Origin of the sequence: Enterobacter sp. JS8-1 (assembly GCF_049187015.1) — a bacterium.
Taxonomy (GTDB): Bacteria; Pseudomonadota; Gammaproteobacteria; order Enterobacterales; family Enterobacteriaceae; genus Enterobacter; species Enterobacter mori.
The window spans coordinates 58,587-73,147 of the sequence record NZ_CP185805.1; the positions used below are offsets into that span (position 1 = coordinate 58,587).

Sequence of the window (14,561 nt, forward strand, 5' to 3'; positions counted from 1 at the left end):
AGGAAATAAGGAGTTTTTATGAAGGTTAAGCTGTGAGATATTCAGATTGCGCTGAAAATAAGGAGAACAATATGCAGTTGAGCATCACTAAAAAAGTCACACCCGAAGAGAAAGAAGAGTTATTTGTGGGATTAAGAGCTTACAACGCCCAGTTTTTAGATATGACGAACTTTAGTGGTGATGTTGGCGTTTACATGCGAGACGATAATGGCGCAATGCTGGGCGGATTAATCGGCGTGCGCAAAGGTGACTGGCTGAATATTGACTATCTCTGGGTGAGCGACACCGTGCGGGGAACCGGCGTGGGCAGCCAGCTCATCAAAACGGCAGAAGATGAAGCCCGACGCCAGGGCTGCAAGCACGCGCTGGTCGATACCGCCAGTTTCCAGGCACGCCCGTTCTATGAAAAGCAGGGCTACCGGCTACAGATGTCGCTGCAGGACTACCCCTGTGCGGGCATGCAGCGCCACTATCTGGCAAAGGCGCTTTAACCGCCGATCCCGGTGCCGATTACGGCAAGCGCATGACGGACAATGATTTCCGGCGAGAGGGATTTTAGCCTCTCGTCATTGCGCATGCGTGAGAACGGCACCAGCACCAGGCTCAGCAAGGTGGTAAACAGCAGCTCCGGTGCCAGCGCCTGATTCAGCTTCCCTTCCTGCTGCCAGCCTTTGAGGGTGGCAAGCGTCGCCTGATACTTCTCGTCACCAAACCGCGCCTGAAGATGGGTGCGCAGTACCGGCATTTCGCCAATCACCTCCTGCATCCACAGCGGTGCAAACCAGGGATACTGTTCCGCCAGTTCGGCCAGCACTTTAACCATTTCCGTCAGGGCGTTCACCGGCGAATCCCGGTTATCGGCGAAAATCGTCCCGATCCGCTCGCGTAACGGCAGGAAACGCTCCTCAATCATCGCATCCAGCAGTTGCTCTCGGGAATTGAAGTAATAGTGCAGCATCGCGGGCGTGACGCCCGCCTCTTTGGCAATCGCGTTGAGTGAGGTATTGGCGATCCCCTGACGGGAAAAGAGGTTCAGGGCGATATCCAGCAACTGTTCGCGGCTGGCGGTGACGCGTTTACCCCCGCGAGGGCGGCCGGGGCGGCGCAGTTCAGAATTGTCTTTTAATGCTGGCATGACCACGGTGCCTCTTGATCTTATTCATCACTTCCACAAATATTAATTATGCGATTAATTAATTTCAAGCGATCTCTTATGGAATCCGACGTCATGAACCCACCCGCGCAAAAAGCGCCGTCGATTAAGCTGCTGTTCAGCGCGCTGCTGCTGGTGATGCTGCTTTCTGCGCTTGATCAAACCATCATCTCTACGGCGCTGCCTACCATTGTCGGTGAGCTGGGCGGCCTGGATAAGCTCTCCTGGGTAGTGACGGCCTATATCCTCAGCTCCACCATCGTGGTGCCGCTGTACGGTAAATTCGGCGATCTGTTTGGTCGCAAAATTGTCCTGCAAATCGCCATTGTGCTGTTCCTCGTGGGCTCCGCGCTGTGCGGGCTGGCGCAAAACATGACCCAGCTGGTGCTGATGCGCGCCCTGCAGGGGCTGGGTGGCGGCGGCCTGATGGTGATCAGCATGGCCGCCGTGGCGGACGTGATCCCGCCAGCCGATCGCGGGCGCTATCAGGGGCTGTTTGGCGGCGTGTTTGGCCTGGCGACGGTCATCGGGCCGCTGATCGGCGGGTTTATCGTCCAGCACGCATCCTGGCGCTGGATTTTCTACATCAACCTGCCGCTGGGGCTGTTTGCGCTGCTGGTAATAGGCGCGGTATTTCACGGCAGCGCGCGGCGCAGCAAGCACGAGATTGACTATCTGGGGGCGATTTACCTCAGCATGGCGCTGCTGTGCATCATCCTGTTTACCACCGAAGGCGGCACCGTTCGCCCGTGGAGCGACCCGCAGCTGTGGTGCATTCTGGCCTTTGGCCTGACGGGCATTGCCGGGTTTATCTATGAGGAGCGGCTGGCGTGGGAGCCGATTATTCCGCTGTCGCTGTTCCGCGACCGCAGCTTCCTGCTCTGCAGCCTGATTGGCTTTATCATCGGCATGTCGCTGTTTGGCTTAGTGACCTTCCTGCCGCTGTACCTGCAGGTGGTGAAAGACGCCACGCCAACACAGGCCGGTTTGCAGCTCATTCCGCTAATGGGCGGGCTGCTGCTGACCTCGATTATCAGCGGGCGGATCATCAGCCGTACCGGGAAATATCGCCTGTTCCCGATCCTCGGCACGCTGCTCGGCGTGGTGGGGATGTTTTTACTGACGCGCATTTCAATCACGTCGCCAACCTGGCAGCTTTATCTGTTCACCAGCGTGCTGGGCATGGGGCTGGGACTGGTGATGCAGGTGCTGGTGCTGGCGGTGCAAAACAGCGTGTCGGCGGATCAATACGGCGTAGCCACCTCTGGCGTCACGCTCTTCCGTTCCATTGGCGGGGCCATTGGCGTTGCGCTGTTTGGCGCGGTATTCACGAATATTCTGCAATCGGGGCTGATGGACAGCCTTCCGGAAGGCGCGGAACTGCCGCGCGAGCTGAACCCGACCGCCATCCACCATCTGCCTGACGCTCTGAGGCTGGACTACCTTGATGCCTTCGGCTCGGCCATTCATGCGGTATTCCTGCTGGCGGCAGGGATTATGGTGCTGGCGTTTGCGCTGTCGTGGTTTTTACGGGAAGCGCCGCTGCGTCGGCAGGCGTGATGCCCATCGCCCGGTGGCGCTTTGCTTACCGGGCCTACAACACCTCCGCGCGTAGGCCGGGTAAGCGCAGCGCCACCCGGCAATAGGCCGCATATAACTTATCCTTCTTATTGATTCCTTTTCGTTTTTTAGCGCGCCGTCGCGTTGTCGATATAGTCTTCAAAACGTCTAACAAAAGGAACTGTCTCGTGAAACTTCGACTGGTTGCGCTTCTCCTGACTGGCCTGCTGCTCGCGGGCTGTGACCAAAGCAGCAATGATGCCAAACACATTAAGGTCGGCGTGATTAACGGTGCCGAGCAGGACGTGGCGGAGGTCGCTAAAAAGGTGGCAAAAGAGAAATACGGTCTGGACGTGGATCTGGTGGGCTTTAGCGGATCGCTGCTGCCCAACGATGCCACTAACCAGGGGGAGCTGGATGCCAACGTCTTCCAGCACCGCCCGTTCCTCGCAGAAGATAACAAGGCGCACGGCTACAAGCTGGTTGCCGTTGCAAACACCTTCGTTTTCCCGATGGCTGGCTATTCCCGCAAGATTAAATCGGTGAATGAACTGAAAGACGGCGCAACGATTGCCATTCCTAACGACCCAACCAACCTCGGTCGCGCGCTGCTGCTGCTGCAAAAAGAGAAGCTGATTGCCCTGAAGCCGGACGTTGGCCTGCTGCCGACGGCGCTGGATATCACCGCAAACCCTAAAAATCTGAAGATTATGGAGCTGGAAGGCGCGCAGTTGCCGCGCGTGCTGGACGATCCGAAGGTGGATGTCGCCATTATTAGTACCACCTACCTCCAGCAAACCGGCCTGTCGCCGGTTCATGACAGCGTCTTCATTGAAGATAAAAACTCGCCGTATGTGAACATTGTCGTGACGCGTGAAGACAAGAAAGATGCGGAAAACGTGAAGGAATTCATACAGTCGTATCAGTCGCCTGAGGTGGCAAAAGCGGCCGAAACGATCTTCAACGGCGGGGCGGTGCCAGGCTGGTAAGTTTGGCCCAATTCCATCGATCATCGCCATTTAGCCCACATCGTAACGCGTGGTCACGGGCTATTCTCCTTATCACACCCACCGGAGGATAGCCCATGAACATTACTCAGATTCGCAATGCCACTCAGCTGATTACCTACGCGGGAAAACGTTTTTTAGTTGACCCTATGCTCGCGCCGAAAGGGGCTTACCCGGGTTTCCCGGGTACGGCGCATGCAGATATTCGTAACCCGACCGTCGAACTACCTGTTGAGGTTACTACGCTGCTTGATGCCGACGCGGTGATTGTCACCCACACGCACGACGATCATTGGGATCAAACCGCCATTGCACTGATCGCCAAAGACAAACCGATTTATGTACAAAACGACAGCGACGCCGCGCTGCTGCGCAGCCAGGGATTTACCCACCTGACGGTGATGACCGAAGAGACCGCATTTGATGACGTAAGCATCGTGAAAACCCACGGCGGCCAGCACGGAACCGATCGCGCTTATGCCGTGCCGGACCTGGCGGAGCGCCTGGGCGAGGCCTGCGGCGTCGTCTTCCGTCATCCTGACGAAAAGACGCTTTATATCGCGGGGGATACCATCTGGCGCGAAGAGGTGGCGGCCGACATGCAAAAGCACCAGCCGGATGTCGTGGTATTGAACGCCGGTTACGCGCATGTGATTGGTTTTGGCCCCATTATCATGGGCGAGCAGGATGTGCTGAACGTGCATTTTCTGTTGCCTGAGGCGCAGATTGTGGCGACCCATATGGAGGCCATCAACCACTGTCTACTGACCCGCCGCGCGCTGCGTGAATACGCCGAAGCCAACCAGTTTAGTGATGCGTTGAGCATTCCCCAGGATGGTGAAAGCGTTATATTCTGAGCACCACAGAGGGAAGGAGAGAGTGATGTCACTATTACATGTTGCCATTGTCGCGGTGGACGGGTTTAGCCCGTTCCACTACTCCGTTCCCTGCATTTTGTTTGGCGATACTGTATCGGGCGAAAAGCGCTTTAATGTCACGATTTGCGCTGAAAAACCAGGGTTTCTGACATCAAGAGACGGTTTTTCGCTCAATGCTACGCAGGATTACTCCGCCATTGAGCAGGCTGATATTGTTGTCGTGCCCTACTGGCAGCACGTCCTGGAACGCCCACCCCAGACGTTGATCGACAGCCTGGTGCAGGCGAGAGACAATGGCGCTGAAATCGTCGGGCTGTGTCTGGGGTCGTTTGTGCTGGGTTATGCGGGCATCCTTGACGGCAAGCGCGCAGCTACACACTGGGAGTTTGAACAGCAGTTCCAGTCGCTCTTCCCGCACGTCCAGTTGGATATCAATGCCCTCTACGTGGATGACGGCAATATCATCACCTCTGCCGGAACTGCTGCCGCGCTGGACTGCTGCCTGTATATCATTCGCCAGCGGTTTGGCAGCGTGGTCGCCAACCAGATTGCCCGGCGGATGATTGTGCCGCCGCACCGCGAGGGCGGTCAGGCGCAGTTTATTGCTCAGCCTGTTCCGAATGACACCCGCGATGCACGTATCAATTGCCTGATCGACTATCTTCAGCAGCACATCACCGAACCGCATAGCCTGGACTCGCTGGCGGAGGTGGTCTCAATGAGCCGCCGCACGCTGACCCGTCACTTTGTTAAAGCCACGGGGATGAGCGTTGCCGACTGGCTTACCGCCGAACGCCTGCGGCGCAGCCAGCTCTTGCTTGAAGCCGGAAATATGCCGATTGAGCGCGTGGCTGAACTGGTGGGATTTAATTCCGCCGTCACCTGGCGACAGCAGTTTAAGGCGCGTTTTGGGGTCAGTCCGGCGGAGTGGCGAAAGACCTTTCGGACTCACTCGTAGGCCGGGTCAGCGCAGCGCCACCCGGCGTTTACCCCAGCCTCTCCACCCTCGTCTCCCCCTCCACCATCGACAGCTGGTACAGCGAGAACGACCTCTGCTTCTCAATCAACTTCGCCAGTTCCGGCGAGTGGCTGGTGAGCCAGATCTGCGAGTAGCGGCTGGCCTCAGCGATTAAGCTCGCCAGCGCGGGCAGCATCTGCGGATGCAGGCTGTTTTCCGGTTCGTTGAGGGCGATAAAGGCCGGTGGCCGCGGGCTGAGCAAGGCCACCGCCAGGCACAGAAAACGCAGAGTGCCGTCGGAGAACTCCGCCGGCTCCAGCGGTCTGCTTAGCCCTTCGCGCTGCATCATCATGCGAAAACGTCCGCCGGTGTTGTCGCTGTAGAACACGCAGCCGGGGAAGGCCTGGTCGAGAATGCGCATCAGCAGAAGTTCGTCGCCAATTTCCACGATGGTCTGAAACGCCGCCGCCAGGTTGGCGCCGTCGCTGGCCAGCACCGGGGAGCGGAAGCCAACCTGAGGCGCGCGCATGGCTGAGCCTGACGAGACGGAAAACTCGTGATAAAATCGCCAGTTACGCAGCGACTCGCGCATCTGCGACACTTCCGGGTAAAGATGCGGCTCGCCAAGCTGGCCGAACACCGATTCGTTCTCATACAGCGTGCCGCTGTGGGTGACTTTCTCGTGATGCACGTTATTCAGAAACACGGCCTGATTTTTACGCTTCATCAGCTGTGACGACGGGCGTCGGTATTGACCACTCAGCCAGATGGACTCTTCTTTGATCACCGGATCGAGTTGAAACTGTGAGGGGTAAGGCAGTTTTTCGACAAAGCCTACCTGCAGCTCGTATTCGTAGGTTTCGGTTTCAACGGCTAAATTCATCCGCCGCAGCTGGTCGCTGCGGGTTTTGCCTGCCCAGAACACTTTTAAAATCCCACCCTCGTTCGCCAGTGCCTGCGAAAACTGCCCCTGCGCGGCGCTGTGCATCAGGTGGATCGCTTTGTAGATATTTGATTTTCCGGTGCCGTTTGGGCCAAAGACGATGTTGAGCTGTTCCAGCTCCAGCGACATTTCGCGAATCGAGCGGTAGTTTTGAATGTGCAGGGTGGTGATCACAGGCAGTCCCTTTTTTGCGTAACAATCCTGTATATAATTACAGTATTTTGCGTGGAATGCAAAAAAGAGACGACAGTGAGGGTGTCGTCTAAACGGGGTACTGCTTTGGGCCTCTATGGGTCAATTGGGCCTTCGCATTTTTATCGTCAGGTTACTGCCAGACGCAGACCCAAATCATCAGGATAGGGATCAAAGTAGTTTTGCGTCATCAGATACCGGTCAGGATATTCGGCCATATAGTGTTTCAGCAGCGTCAGCGGCGCGAGGATGGGCAGCAGCCCGTCGCGATAGTGCAGGATCACATCGCGCAGTTCGACGCGCTGGCGGCTGTTCAGCTGGTTACGGAAATAGCCCTGAATATGCATTAGCACGTTGGTATGGTTTTTCCGCGAAGCGGGCTTTTTCAGGATCGTCATCAGCTTTTCGCGGTACGCCACGAAGAAGGCGTCCAGATCTTCCCATTCATGCAGCGACGCAACGAACGGGCCGATCTCGCGGTAGCCCGCCTGATGGTGCGCCAACAGTTGCAATTTGTAGCGGCTGTGGAAATCCAGCAGCCCACGGCGCGTCAGGCCTTTAGCGCGCAGCGTGTTCAGCTCGTGCAGGGCAAATACCCGCTCGATAAAGTTTTCCCGCAGCACCGGGTCGTGCAGCCGACCGTCTTCCTCCACGGGCAGCCACGGGTAGGTTTCAAGCAGGGCGGCGGTGAACAGCCCGACACCCTCCTTGCGGCCCCGGTTGCCGTTTTCATCATACAGCCGCACGCGTTCCATGCCGCAGCTTGGCGATTTCGCGCAGACGATAAATCCCGACAGATCGCCGATTTTTGGCAGATAGTCCGCCGTAAAGTCGGCCATTTTCTGCGTAATATCATCATGGGGTGGTTTGCTGAAGCGGAGCTGCGTTTCGCCGCTGTCCGTCAGCGTCAGGCGTATGGCCGGGCGTGGCGTTGGCAGGCCAATCGCCATTTCCGGGCAGACGGGCCTGAAACTCACCCACTGGGCCAGTTCATCCATGACAAAGCCCATACGCTTGTGTCCGCCGTCGAAGCGAACGGCAGACCCGGTCAAACATCCGCTAATACCGAGCACAGGTTTTGTTGTCATGGTGTGGTCCTCCCGTTCTTCTCTTTAAAACTTACACAACATGACTAATTTGTCCAAGTATTAGCGAAATTATTTTTTATTTACCTTTAAAATCAACGTTGATTAACTGCCCTTATAAGTTGAATAACCGTACTGGCTCAGCAGGAGAGGGATGTGCAGCTTTTCGTTGGTGCGGGTTACGGTGAACAGCACCGGGATCTCCGGGAAGAAGGAATCCAGCTTCTTCCCGTGGAAGTAATCTGCGGTTTTAAAAGTCACTTTATAGACGCCGGGCTGCATATCCTGATCCTGCGGATAAAGCGATTTGATGCGGCCGTCATTGTCAGTTTTGCCGCTGGCAATTGGGGTCCATTTGTCCTGCTGCTGTTTTTCCAGCGTGACGGTAACGTCCGATGGCGGCATCCCGGTTTGCTGGTCAAGAATGTGTACGCTCAGCGTGCCGGCAGGGGCGCTAAAGGCGGCAGGGGCAAAGGCCAGGGTGGTCAGCATCAGCAGAGAGGCAGTTTTTTTCATTGTGTTTTCCTGTGGGGTTGTCGGTCACAGGAAAACGTTAGCATTTGTGGCGCGGGAAAATATTCAACTTTTCGTGAAGATTCCCACAGGAGAAAATGATTAGAGGATAATCACTTCAAGCGATACCTGCTGTTGCCACTGCTCGATCTGCTTTTTGCGCGCGGCGGTGAGTTTACCGCGCGTGACCAGAAGCCAGTGGCGGTCCGGGAAAATCTCCGGGGCCAGCGTGGCAGGAGGCGTGGGCAAAATATCGATACGGTGACCTTGCCCGGTGCGGGTTAAGGCTTCGAGCCAGACTTCACACGGATCGTTCAGGTTCCAGCCGCTGAGCAGGATGTTGTCGCCCGGCGCTTTTTTATCGCCTTCCAGGCAAAACGAGGTGTAGGCGATGATGATGCCGTCGAGGATCTCCCGCAGGGTCATGGCGGCGGCGACGTTTGCCGATACCTGACTGCGTAGCGGACGCAGCACGTTCGCGACCAGTTCTGGTCTTGGGTACTCGCGCCCTGCGTCGTAAATCATCTGGCGCAGGGACTCGATTTTGCCGTCCTGCAGGCGCTGTAACATGGTCTGCTGCAGCGTGAGCCAGTTGTTGGTCAGGCGCGACGTAGGGCGCTCCAGCAGCGGTTTGACCTGGCCAATCGGGACACCTTTTTTTACCCAGTCGAGGATTTTTAGCGCCTGCTGGACGTCCTCATCGCTGTACTGGCGGTGACCGCCCTCCGTGCGCTGAGGCTTGAGTAAGCCGTAGCGCCGCTGCCAGGCCCGCAGCGTGGTGGCGGTGATCCCGCTGAGTCTGGCGAATTCGCCGATGGAGTAAGCCATGTCCGTGTCCAGAGTTGAGGAATACTCTCAATATACTACGAATTTTCGCGGACGGGATGAAGCGCCGCCGCGGTGCACTACACTTAATTTCCAACCGTGCAAATGAAAGGAATTCTCATGAAGCTATGGCCTGTTGTGACCGGTGTTGCCATTGCCCTGACGCTGGTAGCCTGTAAATCCCCCACCCCGCCGAAGGGCGTGCAACCCATTTCTGGTTTTGACGCCAGCCGCTATCTTGGCAAATGGTACGAAGTCGCTCGCCTGGAAAACCGCTTTGAACGCGGCCTGGAGCAGGTTACCGCCACCTACGATAAGCGCAGCGACGGCGGCATCAGCGTGCTTAACCGCGGCTACGACCCGGTGAAGAACAAGTGGAATGAGAGCGAGGGTAAAGCCTACTTTACCGGCGAACCGACCACGGCCGCGCTGAAGGTGTCCTTCTTCGGCCCGTTCTACGGCGGGTATAACGTGATCAAACTGGACGATAAGTACCAGTACGCGCTGGTCAGCGGCCCGAACCGCGACTACCTGTGGATCCTGTCGCGCACGCCAACCATCCCGGATGCGGTGAAACAGGATTACCTGAACACCGCGCGCGGTCTGGGCTTCCAGGTTGACCAGCTGGTGTGGGTGAAGCACTAACCCCTACTGGTAGGAAAACGTGATGCTCGCCAGGGCGTTGGCCGAACCGGGGACCAGTTCGCCGGTTCGGATGTACTGCGCCTGGAACGGCAGCGACAGGGTTTGTGCCGCGGTGGTGCTCTGGATAAAGAACTGGTTCGTTGTGCCCGCCGCCGAACTGTCTGGCCCCAGCATCAGTGGGCCGGTGCCGTTGTAGAAAAACTGCACCCCCACGCCGGACGCCGTGGAGTCGCCGGTCAGCGTCACCACCGACGAGGTATTCGACGGCGTGGTCTGGTCGGTCATCACCGCGTTAACCGCCACGTTCGCGTCGCAGGTCAGGCTGACGTTAAACGACCCGGAAGGTGACGTGCTGCCCACGGTGGTCAACGTGCGGATATCAATCGTGCCCAGATCGACATTCGCGCTTTTTGTTCCCACCGTACAGCCGCTCGCCGTCACGGTAATGGCGGTAGGGTTAATGATGACTTTTGCCGTTTTGACCTCGTTGTTATATGCGGTCAGGACCGCAGCGTTGATGGTGGGGATCTGGTAAACCCCTGATTTCAGCGCCGTGCCGGTCTTAATAAAGGTCACCTTGGCGGACCAGCCCAGATCGGTGGCGTAGCCATTGGTCCCGTCCGCAGGGTAGCTTTGCGTAATACCGCTCTGCAGCGGTATCCAGGCGGAGCCGTTAAAATCCTTCAGCCCGATGATATAACCCACGCCTGGGACTCCAGTTTCAAAAATGGTGTAGTTAACCCCGTCGATGGTGACCGTCATCCCGCTCGAGATGGCGCTGCTGCTCGGCTCCAGCGTGCCTTTGGAGCAGGTAAAAACAAGCCCGCACCAGAACACCTGCTGCACGCTGGCGGTGGCGCTCCAGGTCGATCCGATTATGTTGCCCGGCACCACCGAATCCGCGGGCCCGCTGTAGGTCATCGGCTGAGGGGAAAGGGTAATATCCGATTTCCACTCCATCGCCTGTACGCTGGCGCAGAGCAGTAATCCGGTGATAAAAAACACTAAACGCATCATTGATACTCCGTAGTCCAGGTCGCGAAAGCAGAGACGTCTCCGGCATTGACGGGCGCGCCCGTGGCGGCCAGTCGGGCATAAAAGGTTATCTCTACACTGTCATCGCCCGGCGTGCCCCAGGCGGTGGTTTGCGTGTTCAGTGGAATCAGCGCGCTGTCTTTATCGAGGATCTGCACCGCCACGCCGGTTGCGCCGCCGTCGGCAATTTTAACCAGCTGCGGGTCGTCATTGTCCGGCGTGCCGCTGAAGCGGATTTTTACCCCGGCAAAGGTCGGCCCGCAGGCTTCAAGCCTGATCGTGAAGGGCGTTTTGATATTGCTTACCGCCCCTGCGCGGGCGAACTGTTTCATCCCAATGGTCCCCAGCGGTACCTCTTGCTCTTTGGAGTCCGCGGCGACAACACAGGTGTTGCCGATCAAATTCCCGGTGACGGAAACCAGCACGTCATAGCCGCGAACGGGGAGAGTAAAAAACAGCAGCAGGACGATGCTGGCCATTCGAAGCGTTACTGACATACCACCTCCTGTGAATAAAGGCCGGTGCGGGCATTATAATTTTGCTTATTTAACGCATAGTTAATGGTGCAGCGCTGGTCGCTGTTGCGGCCCCACACTGCGCTCAACATGCCCTTAACGGGCAAGCCGGACAGATACAGACTGCCGCCGTCGCCAACGATGCCGCTGGTTTTGTCATCACTGAGTGAGACCAGCGTGCCGAAGGGGAGCACGTCGTTGCCGTGACGCACGATAAACATCGCTTTTGCCCCCTGACGCGTGACGATGGTGGCACGAACCAGGGCGCCGTCGGTGGGCGTTTTGTTGACGATGGCATTCTCGAGCTCCACGTCGTTGCCCGCCGTGGTGACGTCCAGCGCAACCTGATTGACGCGATACGGCGTGGCGTAGGGGATCACCGCGTATCCCCGACTGTCGGTTTTAATGCCCTTGTGATTAAGCACGGAAACGTTGCTGGCCCCGGGAGCTTTAACCAGAATATTGGTATTGCCGAGCGGCTGGCTTAGCGTCAGGCCATCTTCATGCAGCACCGCGCCGCCGCTCATCCCGTAGCTGAGGTTTTGGGAATCGCGGGTGTAGCTGTAGCCGAGGTTATAGTCTCCGCGCGCACCTTCGTACTGCAGGGCGACATCACCGCCGTACTGTTGCTGCTTGCTGTAGCGCTGGTTAACGCTATAAAACAGATTCTCCTGGCCCGGCAGATAACCGCTCACGCCGGTGCTGGCGGTGGTGCCGGTAGAGTCCGCATGGGTGGTTGTAAACCGCGCGCGCGTGGCGAGCTGCGGGTTGCCAAACGGCACCGACAGGGAGAGCGCCAGAAGGTTCTCTTTCTTGTTGTCATACAGGCTGGCGCTGCGCTGAACGCTGACGCCAAGCGACACGTTACGAAACGTGGCGTTCCACGCGAACTGCAGGCTTTGCGTGGTGTTTGACGTGTTCCAGTAGGTTTGCTGATCCCACGACAGTGACAGCGAGCCGTATTGCCCCATCGGCTGCGACAGCAGCAGCTGGTTCTTGGCTTTACGCGACATCCGCAGGTTGTACACGGTGTCGTAATGGGTGGTGACGGTGCCATCGTCTTCCACAATCTGCTTTGGCGACCCGCCCGCCATCCCTTTGTACGTGGTATCGCTGAGGGTATAAAACCCCTCCGTGGAGTAGCGCAGCGAGAAGAAGTTTACCCGCGTGCCGGTGTCGTTCAGCAGCTTGCTGTAGCGCAGGCGCACGGAATCGCCTGTGTATTGCCGATCGTCCGCCAGCCGGCTGCGGGCGTGGGTCAGGTCAATGGAGTAGGCACCAAAGCGGCCAAGGTTTTGCCCAACCCCGAACGCCAGACCGTTATAGCGATCGGCAAACTGCGCCCCGCCGTAAAACGTCAGGCCATAGCGCCAGCCGTAGAACAGCTCGCCCTGTGCGAAAGAGGGTGACGCCTGATCCCCCATCGGGCGATAGGTGCCGGCACCGAAGGCATATTTCACCTGCCCGTTACGCACCAGGTTCGGCACGCTGGCAAAGGGAAGGGTGTATTGCGTCTGGCTGCCGTCGTTCTCCTGAATGGTGACCGCGAGATCGCCACCTGACGATGTCGGGTAGAGATCTTTCAGCACAAACGCCCCCGGCGGAACGGAGGTTTGATAGATAATGTTGCCGTTCTGGCGAACCGTCACGGTGGCGTTGCTGCGCGCGATGCCGCGGACTTCCGGCGCGTAGCCGCTCAGGCTGGCAGGCAGCATGTTGTCATCGGTCTTCAGGGCAATACCGCGTAGGCCCACGGAGTCAAAGACCTGTGCCGAGGTATAGGTTTCACCGGCGTACGCCTGGGCATTCAGACCGGGGATATCCCTCTGCAGCCAGGTTTGCACGTGAGTGAGCTCGTTGTTGTCTTTGGTCCACGTGGTGAAATCACGCAGCCGCCACGCGCCGAGGTTGATGGCGCTGTTCAGGCTTGCAAACAGCTGCCGATCGCGCGTGCGCGTCTCGCCCTGATATTCATTGTTCGAACCATTCACCACATAATTCAGCCACGCGGCAGGGATCCCTGCCTCCCAGCTTTCCGGGCTGACGTACCCGCGCGGCAAATTGCGCATCGCACTTTGCGGTACGGTGAAGTTCAGGGTGAGCGTCTGCTGGTCAAAATCAAACCGGCTATCGGCAAAAGCCTGTGTCAGGAAGATGCAGCGCTGCGCCAGCGGCAGCGCGCCGCTTTTTGCCTGCTGGCTGTCGATGCCCAGCGCGGCGATTTGTTCAGGCGTAAGGCACGGCAGGGCTTCCCCTGCCGTATTTTCAGCAATGCGGAACGTGACGTTGCCTGTGAACGCGTAGTTGTTATTGATATACACGTTGAGGTTGTAGTCTCCCGGCGGCAGCGCGCTCCCGGCGTTAACCCAGGCGAGATCGGCGCTGTTTGCGCTCTCGCCGTTGAGAAACGCGGGGTTAAATTGCAGTTCGCTTTCGGCAGCCACGGCTTGCCGAATCACCAGGGAGATCACCGTGGCGCACAGGATTTTTCTTTTCACGTGGTCACGCCTTACTGTTTTTATTATTGGGATAACGACGCGCGCGTGGCGGGGGTCCATGCCCCGTAATCGTTAATGGTCTGATAGCTCATGCTGCTTGCATGGCTGAAGGTTTCGGCCAGCGTCAGGCTGGATTTCGGCGGTACCATCACCGGCTGTACCGGCATACCATCAATTTTCACGTTGATAGTGGTGAGGTAGTACGGCGTTGGGTTCGTGAGCGTGACTTTCCCGGCGCGATAGGCGCCAGAAAGGCTTTTCCATGCCTCGCCTGCGCCTTGTCCGAGGCTCTGCGGGCGGTAAAAGACCTTGATGCGGTTTGCCGACGCAAACTGCAGCGAATTGCCGGAACTGCTTTTGGTCTGCTGCGGGATGGCTTTGACCGTCATCCAGTAGAGCGTTTCGCGATCTTCCGGCAGGGCCTTACCGTTAAACATGATTTTCACCGCGCTTTCGCTGGCGGGTTTCATGACGAACAGCGGTGGTGTAATCACGAAATCGTTGGTTTTCTGTCCATGCTCGTTTTCCACCCATGACTGGATCAGGAACGTGGCATCGGGATGTGTGTTCCTGACCTGCAGCATGGACTGGGTGGTGGTGCTGGAGTAGACCATTCGCGTTGCGCCTAACCCCACGCCGCCGGCGTACGCGGCGGTTGAACATACTGTGGCAGCCAGGCAAATCCATGTGTTTACGCGCATAGTGAAGCTCCTTAAAGCTGAGTCAGGCCCGGCCAGCAGACCGGGCCTGAAAA

At 57.6% G+C, this 14,561-nt stretch carries 15 protein-coding genes; 6 read left to right on the top strand and 9 right to left on the bottom strand.

Annotated elements, in window-relative coordinates; all coding sequences use genetic code 11:
• Positions 1-71 precede the first annotated feature (71 nt).
• On the top strand, positions 72-491 hold the full coding sequence (locus ACOQH0_RS00290) for a GNAT family N-acetyltransferase (RefSeq protein WP_421511302.1): 420 nt from the start codon (positions 72-74) through the stop codon (positions 489-491).
• Here ACOQH0_RS00290 and ACOQH0_RS00295 read toward each other — a convergent pair.
• On the bottom strand, positions 488-1,135 hold the full coding sequence (locus ACOQH0_RS00295) for a TetR/AcrR family transcriptional regulator (RefSeq protein WP_420986143.1): 648 nt from the start codon (positions 1,133-1,135) through the stop codon (positions 488-490). The two genes, ACOQH0_RS00290 and ACOQH0_RS00295, sit on opposite strands and share 4 nt — an antisense overlap.
• A 93-nt stretch (positions 1,136-1,228) precedes the next feature.
• On the opposite strand from ACOQH0_RS00295, the gene ACOQH0_RS00300 reads away from it, so the two are divergent.
• From ACOQH0_RS00300 to ACOQH0_RS00315, 4 genes are all read left to right on the top strand, one after another.
• Positions 1,229-2,713 carry an MDR family MFS transporter gene (locus ACOQH0_RS00300; protein ID WP_421511303.1) on the top strand — a complete coding sequence of 495 codons (1,485 nt, stop codon included), beginning with the start codon at positions 1,229-1,231 and terminating at the stop codon, positions 2,711-2,713.
• A 188-nt stretch (positions 2,714-2,901) separates the two neighbouring features.
• Positions 2,902-3,702 (top strand): lipoprotein NlpA, encoded by an 801-nt coding sequence (nlpA, locus tag ACOQH0_RS00305; RefSeq protein WP_421511304.1) that lies wholly within the window; start codon positions 2,902-2,904, stop codon positions 3,700-3,702.
• Positions 3,703-3,797: 95 nt separating this feature from the next.
• Positions 3,798-4,577: an MBL fold metallo-hydrolase gene (locus ACOQH0_RS00310; RefSeq protein ID WP_421511305.1), complete on the top strand. Its 780-nt coding sequence runs from the start codon at positions 3,798-3,800 to the stop codon at positions 4,575-4,577.
• A 25-nt stretch (positions 4,578-4,602) separates the two neighbouring features.
• Positions 4,603-5,556, top strand: a complete 954-nt coding sequence (locus ACOQH0_RS00315; RefSeq protein ID WP_421511306.1) for a GlxA family transcriptional regulator — start codon at positions 4,603-4,605, stop codon at positions 5,554-5,556.
• Positions 5,557-5,584: 28 nt separating this feature from the next.
• On the opposite strand, the gene ACOQH0_RS00320 is transcribed toward ACOQH0_RS00315, so the two are convergent.
• The 4 genes from ACOQH0_RS00320 to ACOQH0_RS00335 form a co-directional block, all read right to left on the bottom strand.
• Entirely contained in the window at positions 5,585-6,673 is a 1,089-nt protein-coding gene (locus tag ACOQH0_RS00320) for an AAA family ATPase (protein WP_421511307.1), read from the bottom strand.
• A 146-nt stretch (positions 6,674-6,819) separates the two neighbouring features.
• Complete coding sequence (locus ACOQH0_RS00325; protein WP_421511308.1) at positions 6,820-7,779, bottom strand: YbgA family protein; 960 nt, start codon at positions 7,777-7,779, stop codon at positions 6,820-6,822.
• A 102-nt stretch (positions 7,780-7,881) separates the two neighbouring features.
• Positions 7,882-8,292, bottom strand: coding sequence for a hydroxyisourate hydrolase (uraH, locus tag ACOQH0_RS00330; RefSeq protein WP_421511309.1), 411 nt, complete (start codon positions 8,290-8,292; stop codon positions 7,882-7,884).
• Between the two features lie 99 nt (positions 8,293-8,391).
• Complete coding sequence (locus ACOQH0_RS00335) at positions 8,392-9,117, bottom strand: MerR family transcriptional regulator (RefSeq protein ID WP_172701444.1); 726 nt, start codon at positions 9,115-9,117, stop codon at positions 8,392-8,394.
• A 117-nt stretch (positions 9,118-9,234) separates the two neighbouring features.
• Between ACOQH0_RS00335 and ACOQH0_RS00340 the strand changes: the two genes are divergently transcribed.
• A complete protein-coding gene (locus ACOQH0_RS00340; RefSeq protein WP_421511310.1) occupies positions 9,235-9,759 on the top strand; it encodes a lipocalin family protein in 525 nt (174 codons plus the stop codon).
• Between the two features lie 3 nt (positions 9,760-9,762).
• On the opposite strand, the gene ACOQH0_RS00345 is transcribed toward ACOQH0_RS00340, so the two are convergent.
• From ACOQH0_RS00345 to ACOQH0_RS00360, 4 genes are read right to left on the bottom strand one after another with little or no spacing between them, the layout of a single operon-like run.
• Positions 9,763-10,776, bottom strand: a complete 1,014-nt coding sequence (locus ACOQH0_RS00345) for a fimbrial protein (protein ID WP_421511311.1) — start codon at positions 10,774-10,776, stop codon at positions 9,763-9,765.
• A complete protein-coding gene (locus ACOQH0_RS00350) occupies positions 10,773-11,291 on the bottom strand; it encodes a fimbrial protein (RefSeq protein ID WP_421511312.1) in 519 nt (172 codons plus the stop codon). Before ACOQH0_RS00350 ends, ACOQH0_RS00345 begins: the two co-directional genes overlap by 4 nt.
• Positions 11,282-13,807, bottom strand: a complete 2,526-nt coding sequence (locus tag ACOQH0_RS00355) for a fimbria/pilus outer membrane usher protein (protein WP_421511313.1) — start codon at positions 13,805-13,807, stop codon at positions 11,282-11,284. The genes ACOQH0_RS00350 and ACOQH0_RS00355 overlap by 10 nt, the downstream gene beginning before the upstream one ends.
• A 23-nt stretch (positions 13,808-13,830) precedes the next feature.
• Complete coding sequence (locus ACOQH0_RS00360) at positions 13,831-14,508, bottom strand: molecular chaperone (protein WP_421511314.1); 678 nt, start codon at positions 14,506-14,508, stop codon at positions 13,831-13,833.
• Positions 14,509-14,561: the final 53 nt, after the last annotated feature.